Origin of the sequence: Lacrimispora xylanisolvens (assembly GCF_002934545.1) — a bacterium.
GTDB lineage: Bacteria > Bacillota > Clostridia > Lachnospirales > Lachnospiraceae > Lacrimispora > Lacrimispora xylanisolvens.
In genome coordinates this window covers 252,490-266,117 of record NZ_PTJA01000001.1, presented here as the reverse complement: position 1 = coordinate 266,117, position 13,628 = coordinate 252,490, and the positions used below count along the sequence as shown (strand labels likewise).

The window sequence follows — 13,628 nt, the reverse complement described above, 5'->3', positions numbered from 1 at the left end:
TTCCTTTACGAATGATTTGTAAGTCCAATGCAGGACCCCCGTTTAAGCAGAACTGCTTCATATACGATGTGACTGGTCTTCTCTCCCTGCATCATTGCAAACAATGCGTCAATTGCACTGACTGCCATCTGCTCCGCAGGCTGAGAGATCGTATCCAGTGCAGGACTGTAATACTCTGCCACTTCAATACCATCGAAGCCAATGACGGAAATATCCTCTGGGATACGCAGGCCTTCAGACAGAATAGCCTTAGCCGCTCCTACCGCCATGATATCCGCCATGGCAACAACAGCCGTCATATCTTTATTTCTCATCATCAGGTTTTTCATCATATTAAACCCGAATTCATAACCGGACTGGGATGTATTAAAACTGGATACAAGCAGTGGATCAAACGGGATTCCATTTTCCAAAAGAGCCCTTTTATATCCTTCAAACCGAAGGGTATTGGGAGTCTTCAGCTGACCATATGCATTGTAGATACAGCCAATTCTTTTATGACCTAATTTAATCAGGTAATCGGTTGCCTTAAAATTCTCAGCCTCATCGTCAATAATTACGCTGGAATACAGGTCTTTATTCACCTTATCATCAGCTGAGACAGTCAGCAGCACACATGGCACACCCAAATGTTTAAAGTCCTCTTCTGTATATTCAAATCCTCCTCCCATCAAAATGATGCCACATAGATTTTTATCCATAACTTCCTGCTGTGCAATCAGCATTTCCTGCCCGTTGGAGTTAACATTGCGAAGTTCCAGACAGTAGCCGCGCAGCATAGTTTTTTGCTCTATGGTATGAATCATTTTCTGAAAAAAGGGATTTGTTATACTCTTTACCAGAACCGCAATCGTCTTTGTCTGGGTCCTTTTCAAATTTCTTGCATTATTATTCGGTATATAATTTAACTCATGCACAGCCGCCATAACTTTCTGCTTTGTCACCGGACTGGCGAAGCCGCTTCCATTTAACACCCGCGATACAGTGGAAATACCAACTCCGGATAATTTTGCAATGTCTTTAATTGTTACACTCATGTGCTGCATCCTTTCCTGCCCTGTCTTAACCCTGAAACCAATCTAACACTATTTTAACATTTCCCCTTGTGAAAATCTACAAATCATTTCTTCTCCGCTGATGTATATTCCGTTAACTGATCATTAACAGCTTTTATTACATCATTAACCCCTGCTGCCTCCAGTTGTTTTCTGTATTCTGCCACAGCTTCTTTTGGCTCCTGTTTTGTCAGACCCAGCATAATCTGTATTCCCAGCTGAGAATCTACATTAGAAATTGCAGACAGCTGTGAAGATACAGAAGAACTGTCAAAGCTGAAACCTGCGTACGGGTTGTCAATTGCAGACTTGCCCCATTCTTCGTTTAATGTATAACGGCGGGGATCCTCTGTGGCCTGTGGTATATTTAATGAATCAGTCCGCAATCCCCAACCGGCAAATCCAAAACCGTCTTTATCCGAATTAAAGGTATCAGGCTGCCTGATCATACCGTCAGCTACTTCATACTCTCTTCCAAGAATTCCATACTGGAACAGATCATAACATTCTTTATCTGTCATCAGCTTTTCTATTACTTTCAAACAGCGATCCGGATATTTTGAGTTTGCACTGATACCAGTTGCATTCTCTACACCCATTTTCCGTTCAATTTTATTTGCAGCTTCTGCGAAAGCGTAGAACTGGGTTTCAACATCGGGTAATTTCTTTTTTTGTGTTCCATAGGAACCTGTCCAGTCTGGCTGATGGCTGATGTAGGAAGCCGATAATCCATTATAAAAATTATCCTTGTCATCCTGGGCAGAAGATAAAACATCTTTTCCCCAATATCCTTTTTCCGCCCATTCATGCATTTTAACCGCGAATGCTTCAAATTCACTGGTAAATGCAGGGTGAAATACTTTGTCCGTATTCTTCAGGGAGGAAGTCAGATACATCTCCGTATTTGGCACTCCCGGAGCATCAATCCAGTCGCTGGTTGTTCCAACAAACATTCGGTACAAATCCATAGACAGGTTGGCACTTCCGTTTAAAGGTGCCCAGCCATTTTCTTTTGCCGCATCCATGTAGCGTTCCATATCTTCCACTGAATTTACGTTAGCAATCCCACTCTTTTCCAGTAAATCTTTCCGGGTAACAAAGCCGTATGCTGTATATTCACTATAAGTGCTGGGTACACCATAAATTTTACCGTTTACTTCCATGCTCTTCCAGTAGCTGTCACCAATGGAAGACTTTAAAGATGGCGCTTCATTGGTCAGCAGATCTGTAATATCTGCAAGAGTTCCCTGTTTTGCCAGTGTTGCGTATGGTACCGGAGCAGTTCCTGATACATATGCCATATCAAATTTTTCCCCAGATGCCCAGAGCAGCGGATACTTTGTTGCAACATCATTCCAATCAATATATTTAATCTCCAGTGTCGTATTAATACTGGTCTTCAGTTTTTCATTTAACGCCGACAGAACATCTTTATTTGCCACACCTTCTGTTCCATATAAATACATAACCAGATTTACTCCATCGCTGTCCTTTGTTTTTGCTGCCCCTGCAGACGGATTGCTATTTGTACAGCCTGTGACAAGCCCTGCAGCCACAGTGATTGCCAGAATTGCTGAAATCAGTTTTTTTATCATTTTCATTTCCTCCTGTTGTAGAATTGATCAGCCGGATATGGGCTAGCCCTTCACGGCACCTATGGTAAGTCCGCTTACAAAATATTTCTGAACAAACGGATAAAGCAGAACAATGGGACCAGTTGCAATCACTGCAGTCGCCATTTTAATAGATTCAGACGGTAAATCTCCGGTGTTTATGGTCAGCCCCTGCTGAATCAGCAGTTGTATATTCGCCTGACTTACAATTCTCTGCAAAAAATACTGCAGAGGAAACTTTGCCGGTGTCTGGATGTAGAGCATTGCATTGTACCACTCATTCCAGTATCCCAGAACCTGGAACAGCCCTATTGTTGCAAGGGAGGCTTTTGCCAGAGGCATATAGATCTGCCAGTAGATTCTGAAATCATTTGCCCCATCTATATTTGCCGATTCATACAGAGAATCCGGAATGGATTTCATGAAATTTTTCATTAAGAAAATGGACCACGGACTCATAAGACCCGGCAAAACCATTGACCAGATGCTGTCCTTTAACCCCAGGCCATTGACATACAGCATGTATGTTGGAATCAGCCCACCGCTGAATAGTGTGGTAAAATAAATAAAAAATGAAATCTGATTTCTATAGCGAAAATCTTTACGGCACAAAACATATCCGGCCATAGACATAAAAAACAATCCAAAAACGGTTCCTGTAACTGCAATAAAAATAGTTACCCTGTATGCATTAAACAAATTAGTAAAATTGCGAAACAGGAACTTGTAAGCACTAAGAGAAACTGTATCCGGAATCAACTTATATCCCTCACTTACAATTTCCTTCTCACCCATAAATGAAGATGTAACCATTAACAAAAACGGAAAGAGACAGGACAACGCAAAAATCGTAATGATTGTATAGAAGCATATCTGCATCATCTTTTCACTGCGTCCTGCAATTTTTTTCTTTTCCATATATATCCTCCTGATCTAATAGGCTAAAACAATGCACTGTCCGGCTCGATCTTTTTTACTATTGCATTTACCGTCAGAACCAGCACCAGGCCGAATACCGATTGATAAAATCCAACAGCAGCTCCCTGGGAGAAATTAAACTGTCCAACCAGACTGCGGAAAACAAAGGTGTCAATCACATCTGTCTGTGGATAAAGCACGGAATTTGTTCCAATTAAATTGTAAAACAAATCGAATGAGCCTTTTAGAATACCACCAAGACCAAAAAGAATTAACAATATCATTGTTGGTTTCAGCATGGGAAATGTAATATACCGGATTTTCTGCATGGGGGAAGCCCCATCTAAAGATGCCGCTTCGTAAATATCCTGTTCAATTCCGGCAATCGAGGCCAGATAAATAATCATTCCATATCCAGTGCCAGACCAGATTTTAAAAAATACAATAATATATTTCCATATCCCCTGATCGGAATAGAATTCATGTTTGGGAAATCCCAGACCAGCCAATATGGTATTAATGAAACCATAATCATAATTAAACAGGTTGTAAGAAAAAAATCCTACTATTACCATAGAAATAAAATACGGCAACAATATAATTGACTGGGATATTTTCTTAAACCACTTATTTCCTACTTCTGAAATCATAACAGCAAAAACAATCTGGAATGCATTACCCAAAATAAGAAATACAAGATTATATAGAATTGTATTTTTTGTAATGCGTAGCAGATCTCCGGTACGAAACAGAAATTCAAAGTTTTTAAGACCGACAAAGGCACTTCCAAAAATGCCTTTCCCTATGTTATAATCAACAAACGCAATATATGCACCAGGCATAGGTATGTAAGCAAATATAAAAAAATAAATTAAGACCGGTAACACCATAAGAAACAAAATATATTTCTTTCTCACTTCATGGACAAAATGATTCCAGTGTAGCTTTATACTCTTCAAATTATTCTCTTCCTTTCTGCAGCACAGTTCCATTACAGTCTGGTAGCAGCCCCATAAACTGTAAATTTATTCGTTTTTCACATGGAAACGTTTACATATGCTTTTCATTTTGTGTTTTATGCACTGATTATATTATTCATCTTGCGCTTTGTCAAACACTTTTTTGTCATTTTTCATTCTAAAAGCAGGCGTTTTTCTACTTGTTTTAATTATATTATTGACTTTCATATTTTTTTCTTCTATACTTTGCATTAAGTTTTATCATTTTCACATTTTTATGGAAACGTTTTCACATAGACATAATTTATTACAAGATTTGATTACAGAAAGGATACTCATTATGAAACGACCCCACGATTTACTCTCTCTGCACTCGGATACCCTTAATTTTCTGCTTGTTCCGACCGGAGACATATTTGAAATGAGTTCAGGCTCAGTCCTCATCAATCAATTTCGCGGAAATGCAAAGGATGGCTCAGCCAATAATATCTTTTTAAGAATATATGAAAACAATAAAGTAAAATCAGTCCATCCTCTCTTAGGACAGCAATCCGCCTGCCACGTAAGCCGAAACGAAAACTGTATCCGGTACGAAGGGCGCTGTGCAGGAATCGCCTATATCACAGATCTTTTTCTAATTGAAAACTCTTGGTTTTACGAAATTACGCTGAATAGCGAAGACGAGATAACGGTCGACTTACTATACGGACAGGATATTGGTTTGTCAGGCAAGGAAAATGTTCTTACCAATGAACTTTATACCTCTCAATATCTGGGACACAGTGTTTTTGAGGGGGAATATGGATATACCATCTGTTCCAGGCAAAACATGCCGGACAACGGCTGTAATCCATATCTGCAGCAAGGATCTCTGTCACACAGAATCATACACTACGCAACTGATGGTCTGGATTTTTTTGGTCTGGAGTATAAAAAAACCAATACGCCAGCAGCATTGCTCAATGGTCTTACCGACCGAAATCTGCAGTATGAGTTTGCATACAGCTCACTCCTGACTGAACCATTTACATTTTCCGGAAGTGATACCTCTGTTTTTTATGGTCATTTTTTTAAACATCACAAAGAGAAAATTACTCATCCAGATTTTCTGACCGTCATAAAAGAGCAATATAAACAAAAACACTCTGGAGAGGGTACATTCAGCCCGGTTCAAACTTACCGGATAAAGGAAATGTACGGGGCGCCCTTAAATTCTCTCGAAATGAGCAGTGACGAAATAAGAAGACTGTTTCCCCAGCAGCTATTGGCGGAAACAAAAGACTCACAAATCATTTCTTTTTTTACACCGGATCATAGCCATGTTGTGACTGTAAAAAAAGAAGAAGAGGTAATCCGCCCTCATGGAACTATCATTATTACGCCTCCTGATGGGAGTACTATTTCCAACGATCTTATTTCTTCTACACATTATATGTACGGAGTTTTTAACAGCCATGTAGTTTTAGGAAATACCAACCTGCATAAACTCATATCCACTCCCAGAGGCTTTTTAAATATACTAAAAAACAGCGGACAGCGGATCTATGTGCGCAAAGACAGAGATTTCCACCTGCTCTCTCTTCCTTCCCTTTACGAGATGGGTATGAACTACTCTCGTTGGTACTATAAAACCGAAGATGACCTGATTCTTGTCACTGCTTATTGCAGCAGCAAGAATCCAATTCATGAAAAAGCCCTGCCTCAGGCTTCCCAGGTGCATCTGGAAGTGTTAAGTGTGAATGGCTGCAAATATGACTTCATTGTTACCAATCAGTTATCCATGGGTACCAATGAATTCACTCATGACATCTTGGGAACAGTTACAGAAAACAAAATACATTTTCCGTTTCAGACAGATAAATACGAGAATCTATCTTATGATATTATTTCGCATGAATCATGCATAATCTCTGACGACCGTATTTTCTATGAAGAAGCGTTGCCTTTTGATGAGACCTTTGTTACGTTCTCCTATACAAATACCGATACCCTCCATCTGACAATCGGCGGAAGTTTTGATCCGAATGCCTGCATTTCCAGTATAGCTGATTTTGGGAAAGAAAAAGCATATGCAATGGAGCAGTATGCCTCTATTATGAAACATTTTCATTTATATGCCCTGGAAGAAAATGAACGTTTATCTATTCTAAATGAGACCGCGTGGTGGTACACACACAACGCCATGATTCATTTCTTAATGCCTCACGGATTGGAGCAGCCCGGAGGTGCAGCATGGGGAACAAGAGATATCTGCCAGGGACCGTTGGAATATTTCCTGTCTACGGGCAATTATGGGATTATACGAGAAATATTAATTAACATATTTTCTCATCAGGAGAGCGCGACCAATGAGTGGCCACAATGGTTTATGTTTGACCGTTATGATATGAATGCCGGCGAATGCCATGGAGATGTTATCTTCTGGCCATTAAAGAGCCTTGCAGATTATCTTACTGCCAGCCAGGACTACACTATATTGCAGGAAATTCTGCCATACGGGGATAATTGGGAGAAAAAAGAATCTCTGTTTTCCCATATTCAGGCTGCAGTATCCCAGATACAGAAAGACCGTTTTATACCCGGCACCGGGCTGATCACTTATGCAGGCGGGGATTGGGATGACACGTTACAGCCGGAAAATCCGGAAATGAAGGAAAAACTTGTCAGCACCTGGACTCAGGCTTTAGCATGCCAGACTTTTATGATTCTGGGGGAGGCTCTTTCCCATTATGATGCGCCTTTCTCCCGTACACTCTTAGATTTAGGAGAATGCACCAGAAAAGCATTTTCAGACTATGCAGTAAAAGACCATATTATAGCAGGGTTCTTAGAGTGGAACGAAACCGCGAAACACTTGCTGCATCCAGCAGACAATGAGACCAATATTCATTACCGGCTGCTGCCTCAAACCAGAAGTATCATAGCAGAGCTGGCTGACCAGAGTCAGGCTGCCAAAAACATTGAAATTATCCATCAGTATCTGGAATGCCCGGATGGAGTCAGACTGATGGACGCCCCGGCGTCTTACGACGGAGGTGTAAGCCATCTGTTTAAACGAGCCGAGCAGGCAGCAAACGTAGGAAGGGAAATCAGTCTCCAATACTCCCATGCACATATTCGTTACATTGAAGCAATGGCAAAATACGGAAATGCGAAAAAAGCCTGGGAAGGATTATTCCAAATCAATCCCGTTCTCATTCAGAAAACAGTTCCAAATGCCTGTCTCCGGCAAAGCAATATGTACTTTAGCAGCTCTGACGGAGATTATAAGGATCGTTATGAGTACCAGCAGGATTTCCACCTTCTGCGCAGCGGCAGCATTCCGGTAAAAGGCGGCTGGCGCCTCTATTCCTCTGGCCCAGGCATTTATATGCACCAGTTAATCAGTCATATTCTTGGAATTCGTTTTCAGGCCAGTGCTATTATTATTGATCCTGTTCTTCCCAATTACCTGGGTGATTTTGAACTTAGCCTGGAATGTTTTGGAACGGTATGTACCTTTCATTATCGTAAAAGTGAATCAAATTGTGTTCAGCTTCTTCACAATGGAACCGATCTTAAACATACATATTGCAGCAACCCCTACCGCAGCGGCGGAATCAAAATTGATAAAAATACATTCTTAAGCGTTAAAGAAAAGGAATTTACTGTCACATATTAATCCAGTTATAAAAGCAAAAAGGGATTTAAACCATAGCGGCTTAAATCCCTTTTTGCTATTTTGTAAGCGAAATTCTAACAAGCGCCTTTTTCAGTGCTGTTTCCGCTCTTACTATATCGATCTCTCCGCTCTGCTCTTTCAAGCGGCGTTCTGCACGAACCTTTGCCTCTTCTGCACGGTTTAAATCGATTTCCTCCGGCCACTCTGCCACTTCAGCCATAACAACAATTTTCTCCGGTAAAATCTCAAGAAATCCAGACATCAGAGCAGCTTCTTTTATGCCCCCTGCTTCGTGAATTTTTAAGACTCCCGGTGCTACAATCGCCGTCATCGGAATGTGTCCCCGGTATACACCGATTTCACCTTCAGTTGTGGTGAGTTCTACCATAGAGGCCTCTCCCTCATAAAACGTTCTCTCGGGAGTTATGATCTGCAGTTTAAATAAATCAGCCATCTTCCCACCCCCTATTTTTTCACGCGGGCAAGAACGTCATCAATGCTACCTGCATTTAAGAAATAGCTTTCCGGTATATCATCGTGCTTTCCTTCCAGAATCTCCTTAAAGCCCTGAATGGTTTCAGTAAGAGGCACATAACGTCCCTCCAGACCGTTAAACTGAGTTGCAACGAAGAAAGGCTGGGATAAGAATCTCTGAATCTTTCTTGCACGGGCTACTGTCAGCTTATCTTCCTCAGAAAGTTCATCCATACCAAGCATGGCGATAATATCCTGAAGCTCTTTGTACTTCTGAAGAACCTCCTGCACGTCACGGGCAACACGGTAATGCTCTTCACCCACAATGCGGGGATCCAGAATTCTGGAAGTAGATCCAAGAGGATCAACTGCCGGATAGATACCAAGCTCTACGATGGAACGGTCAAGAACCGTAGTGGCATCGAGATGAGCAAACGTATTAGCCGGAGCCGGATCAGTTAAGTCATCTGCCGGCACATAAACTGCCTGAACAGAGGTGATAGAACCGTTCTTTGTAGATGTAATACGCTCCTGAAGTGCACCCATCTCTGTTTGAAGAGTGGGCTGATAACCAACGGCTGAAGGCATACGTCCAAGAAGTGCGGATACCTCAGAACCGGCCTGGGTAAAACGGAAGATGTTGTCGATGAATAAGAGAACATCCTTACCACCCTGGTCACGGAAATATTCTGCCATGGTAAGTCCAGTCAGACCCACTCTCATACGTGCACCCGGCGGTTCGTTCATCTGGCCGAATACCATGGTTGTTTTATTAATAACGCCTGATTCCTGCATTTCGTGATATAAGTCATTTCCTTCACGGGTTCTCTCGCCAACTCCCGTAAATACGGAATATCCGCCGTGCTCTGTTGCAATGTTACGGATTAATTCCTGAATCAATACGGTTTTACCAACTCCTGCACCGCCAAAGAGTCCGATCTTACCGCCCTTCTGATAAGGACAGAGAAGGTCAACGACTTTGATTCCGGTCTCAAGAATTTCCGTTTCCGTCAGCTGCTCAGCAAAGGTGGGAGCTGGTCTGTGAATCGGGAAATACTCTTTTACTTCCGGTGCTGGTTTTTTATCGATTGGATCACCCAGAACGTTAAAGATACGTCCCAGAGTTTCTTCTCCAACCGGCACGGTAATAGGAGCGCCTGTTGCTGCGGCTTCCATACCACGTACCAGTCCATCGGTTGAGCCCATGGCGATACATCTAACGGTATCATCGCCAAGATGCTGGGATACTTCTACAACCAGTCTGCCGCCGTCTTTTGTAGTGATATCAATGGCTTCATTGATGTCCGGCAGCTTGCCCTGGCTGAACTTGATATCCAGTACGGCACCGATGATCTGGGTGATCTTACCAATATTTTGTTCTGCCATCTTGTTTCTCCTTTATTTATATTTCTTTCTTTATTAAGGAAGTTCGGCCTGCTAAACGATCCGAACAGTTATGATATTGCATTGGCACCGGCTATAATTTCGGTAAGCTCCTGGGTAATAGACCCCTGTCTTGCCCTGTTATAGATCAGCCCAAGCTCTTCTATCATATCTTCCGCATTATTGGTTGCAGAGTCCATGGCAGTCATTCTGGCCCCATTTTCACTGGCTACGGCTTCTAATAAGGCACCGTAAATCAGACTGCTCATATATTTTGGAATAATGGAATCCAGAACCACTTCCTCATTCGGCTCATAGTTCATAAACGCCAGATCCATCTTATCGCTTCCCGTTTCCATCTCAACTGGGAGCAGCTTCTTAAGTGTTGGAATCTGAGTCACCGTATTCTTAAATGAAGTATAAACCAGATAGATCTCTCCGATCCGGTTTTGCCCGAATGCGTCCAGGAGCTCCATGGTTATGTCAGCAGCATCCCGGTAAATAGGTTCATTGATTACTTCGGAATAATCCTGGGCAATCTTATATCCCTTTTTCCCCAGTGCTTCTTTCCCCTTGCGTCCAATGGCATAGATATCGGTAAGCTCAGGGATTAAACGCTCATCCTGCTGAACCAGCTTTGCAATGTTGCTGTTATATCCGCCGGCGAGACCCCTGTTGGAAGTAATCACAATAACTGCCTTCCTTTTGGAATCCCCTGCCTTTAAATATTTATGCTCAATTGTACCGGACTTGCGGAGCATGGACTGAATGGTATCATACATCATATCATAATATGGCTTGGAAGCTTCTGCTTTCGCTCTGGATTTCTGCAATTTAACGGTCGATATGAGCTTCATGGCTTTGGTAATCTGTTCGGTACTGGAAATACTGTCTCTTCTTCGTTTGATATCCCTAATGGATGCCATGATTTTCACCTGCCTTTAAAAAACACCTGCTTTGCACTCGTTGATTGCCTTTACCAACAGTTCTTCTGTCTCAGGTGTCAGCTGTTTTGTTTCACGTATACTTGCAGGAATCTCAGAATATTTGCTGTCAATAAAGCTTGTTAAAGCCTTCTCGAAGTCGAGGATTTTCGCTGTCGGAATATCCAAAAGCAGTTTTCTCGTGGCTGCAAAGATAATGATGATCTGATATTCAACCGGAATGGGCTGATACTGACCCTGCTTTAATACTTCCCTGATTCTTTCTCCCTGTGCCAGCTGTTCAGCTGTCTCCTTGTCAAGCTCGGAGCCAAACTGGGCAAAGCTTGCAAGCTCTCTGTACTGAGCCAGCTCCACACGGATCGGAGCTGCGATCTTCTTCATCGCCTTGATCTGAGCAGAACCGCCAACTCGTGATACGGAAAGGCCTGCATTAATAGCAGGGCGGAATCCTGAGTTAAACATCTCTGTCTCCAGATAAATCTGACCATCTGTGATAGAAATAACATTGGTCGGAATGTAAGCTGATACGTCGCCCGCCTGAGTCTCAATGATGGGAAGCGCCGTTAAGGAGCCTCCGCCTAACTCGTCGGAAAGTCTGGAAGCACGTTCCAGAAGTCTGGAATGAAGGTAGAATACGTCTCCAGGATAAGCTTCACGGCCCGGCGGTCTCTTAAGAAGCAGTGACAGGGTACGGTAAGCTGCTGCATGTTTACTTAAATCGTCATAAATAACAAGCACATCTCCACCATTTTCCATCCACTCTTCTCCCATTGCACAGCCGGAGTAAGGAGCGATATACTGTAGAGGAGCTAAATCGGAAGCAGTGGATACCACAACGGTTGTGTAATCCATAGCGCCATACTGTTCCAGTGTTTTTACAATGCTAGCAACGGTAGATGATTTCTGACCGATGGCTACATAAATACAGTGCACTCCCTGACCCTTCTGGTTAATAATGGTATCCAGGGCAATGGCTGTTTTTCCTGTCTGACGGTCTCCGATAATCAGCTCTCTCTGACCTCTTCCAATGGGAATCATGGCATCAATTGCCTTAATACCGGTTTGAAGAGGAGTATCTACTGATTTTCTGTCAATAACGCCATGAGCAACACGTTCAATTTTACGGAACTTATCTGTCTGAATCGGTCCTTTTCCGTCGATCGGCTGACCAAGGGCATTCACCACTCGCCCGGTCAGTGCATCTCCTACCGGAACTTCTACCACACGCCCGGTAGTTTTTACAATATCGCCTTCACTGATCGCGCCGGCACCAAGTAATACTGCACCAACGTTGTCCTCTTCCAGGTTGAGAACCATGCCATAGATTTCTCCGGGAAATTCCAGAAGTTCTCCCTGCATTGCATTCTCAAGACCGTGAATACGGGCGATACCGTCCGCTACCTGAATGACTGTACCGACATCAGAGACTTCCAGCTTCGTTGAATATCTTTGAATCTGTTCCTTGATGACGGAACTGATCTCTTCTGGTCTTAAATTCATTAAGGTTTGCACCTTCTTTCTGATTTTATTAAGGAAATCATGTTAGCTGCAGCTTTGATAAACTGCGGCGTAACTCATAAATCTGGGTTTTAATGCTGGAATCAATGACCCGGTCTCCAATTCGAATAACCAGTCCCCCTATAATTGCGGGATCTACCGAATAATTCATCTCAAATTCCACATAACTGGTTGTTTCCAGGAGTTTCTTTTCAAGCTGAGCCTTCTGGTCTGCTTTTAATTCCACAGCGCTGGTCACATGGGCCACACCAATTTTTTTATATTCCCTGACGGTACTGATAAAATAATTGCATATCGCATTAATTTCCTTTTGTCTGCCTTTTTCGACAATAATAATTAGAAAAAAAAGCAGAGTATCCGATATGCGGCCACTAAATACTTCCTTAATAATCCCGGTCTTATCTTCCTTACCGATCTTAGGATTATCAAGAAGTCCCGCCAAATCCTCATTCTCATGCCAAATGCTTAACAGAGCTTTCACTTCCTCAAACAAAGCGTCCACTTCCTGCTTTTCCAAGGCTTCCTCAAACAAAGCATCGCCATATATCTTTGATACTAGCTTTGCCATGTGCTTTCCCCCATCTCTCTCAAGGTTTCATCGATCAGTGAATCCTGCACGGAAGAATCAATGGATGCAGCTACCACTTTACCCGCCATAACGGATGCGATGGATATAATCTGCTCTTTCATATCATCAAGTGCTTTCTTCCTCTCTAATTCTACTTCACGATTTCCCCTCATGACGATACGGTTCGCTTCTTCCCTGGCTTCTGAAATAATCTCAGCCTCACGCTGCTTCGCTCTTTTTCTCGCATCCTCTAAGATCGCTTCTGCCTCTTTTTTCACTTCTGAAAGCCTGGCCTCATATTCATTCTTCATGATATGGGCAGCTTCCTTGTCTTCGGCAGCACTTTTCAGTTCTCCTGCGATCTTTTGTTTTCTTTTTTCCAGGGCATCGCGCACCGGATTAAATAACTTATAGGATAATGCGAAAAACAGGATAAATACGTTAATACCCGTTATAAACGAACCAAAAAGCAGCTGTGGGTCAAATCCCAATAATCGTTCCAAGTTCTCGCCTCCTCTTGCTCTTTCTTACTGAA

Annotated in this window: 11 protein-coding genes; 1 reads left to right on the top strand and 10 read right to left on the bottom strand. The window is 42.5% G+C overall.

Translation table 11 applies throughout. The features are described 5' to 3' along the window. Positions 1-5: 5 nt before the first annotated feature. The 4 genes from BXY41_RS01335 to BXY41_RS01320 all read right to left on the bottom strand — a co-directional run bounded on the left by BXY41_RS01335 (position 6) and on the right by BXY41_RS01320 (position 4,545). Entirely contained in the window at positions 6-1,037 is a 1,032-nt protein-coding gene (locus tag BXY41_RS01335) for a LacI family DNA-binding transcriptional regulator (RefSeq protein ID WP_104433780.1), read from the bottom strand. Positions 1,038-1,120: 83 nt separating this feature from the next. Further along, entirely contained in the window at positions 1,121-2,650 is a 1,530-nt protein-coding gene (locus tag BXY41_RS01330; RefSeq protein ID WP_170072140.1) for a DUF3502 domain-containing protein, read from the bottom strand. Between the two features lie 42 nt (positions 2,651-2,692). Beyond that, positions 2,693-3,586: a carbohydrate ABC transporter permease gene (locus BXY41_RS01325; RefSeq protein WP_104433776.1), complete on the bottom strand. Its 894-nt coding sequence runs from the start codon at positions 3,584-3,586 to the stop codon at positions 2,693-2,695. Between the two features lie 23 nt (positions 3,587-3,609). Continuing rightward, entirely contained in the window at positions 3,610-4,545 is a 936-nt protein-coding gene (locus BXY41_RS01320; protein WP_242980008.1) for an ABC transporter permease, read from the bottom strand. 340 nt (positions 4,546-4,885) lie between these two features. Here BXY41_RS01320 and BXY41_RS01315 point away from each other — a divergent pair, with 340 nt between their 5' ends. Next, positions 4,886-8,206, top strand: a complete 3,321-nt coding sequence (locus BXY41_RS01315; RefSeq protein ID WP_170072131.1) for a GH36-type glycosyl hydrolase domain-containing protein — start codon at positions 4,886-4,888, stop codon at positions 8,204-8,206. 55 nt (positions 8,207-8,261) lie between these two features. Here the strand turns inward: BXY41_RS01315 and atpC are convergent, their stop codons facing one another. From atpC to atpF, 6 genes are all read right to left on the bottom strand, one after another. After that, a complete protein-coding gene (gene atpC, locus BXY41_RS01310) occupies positions 8,262-8,660 on the bottom strand; it encodes an ATP synthase F1 subunit epsilon (RefSeq protein WP_104433772.1) in 399 nt (132 codons plus the stop codon). 11 nt (positions 8,661-8,671) lie between these two features. Further along, the gene (gene atpD / locus BXY41_RS01305) at positions 8,672-10,066 is read right to left on the bottom strand and encodes a F0F1 ATP synthase subunit beta (protein WP_104433769.1); all 1,395 of its coding nucleotides are present in this window, start codon (positions 10,064-10,066) and stop codon (positions 8,672-8,674) included. A 68-nt stretch (positions 10,067-10,134) separates the two neighbouring features. Beyond that, positions 10,135-10,989: an ATP synthase F1 subunit gamma gene (atpG, locus tag BXY41_RS01300; protein ID WP_104433767.1), complete on the bottom strand. Its 855-nt coding sequence runs from the start codon at positions 10,987-10,989 to the stop codon at positions 10,135-10,137. A 15-nt stretch (positions 10,990-11,004) separates the two neighbouring features. Next, a complete protein-coding gene (gene atpA / locus BXY41_RS01295; RefSeq protein ID WP_104433765.1) occupies positions 11,005-12,507 on the bottom strand; it encodes a F0F1 ATP synthase subunit alpha in 1,503 nt (500 codons plus the stop codon). A gap of 37 nt (positions 12,508-12,544) precedes the next feature. Continuing rightward, positions 12,545-13,093: an ATP synthase F1 subunit delta gene (gene atpH / locus BXY41_RS01290; RefSeq protein ID WP_104433763.1), complete on the bottom strand. Its 549-nt coding sequence runs from the start codon at positions 13,091-13,093 to the stop codon at positions 12,545-12,547. Next, positions 13,081-13,596, bottom strand: coding sequence for a F0F1 ATP synthase subunit B (gene atpF, locus BXY41_RS01285; protein ID WP_104433761.1), 516 nt, complete (start codon positions 13,594-13,596; stop codon positions 13,081-13,083). The genes atpH and atpF overlap by 13 nt, the downstream gene beginning before the upstream one ends. Between the last annotated feature and the right edge of the window lie 32 nt (positions 13,597-13,628).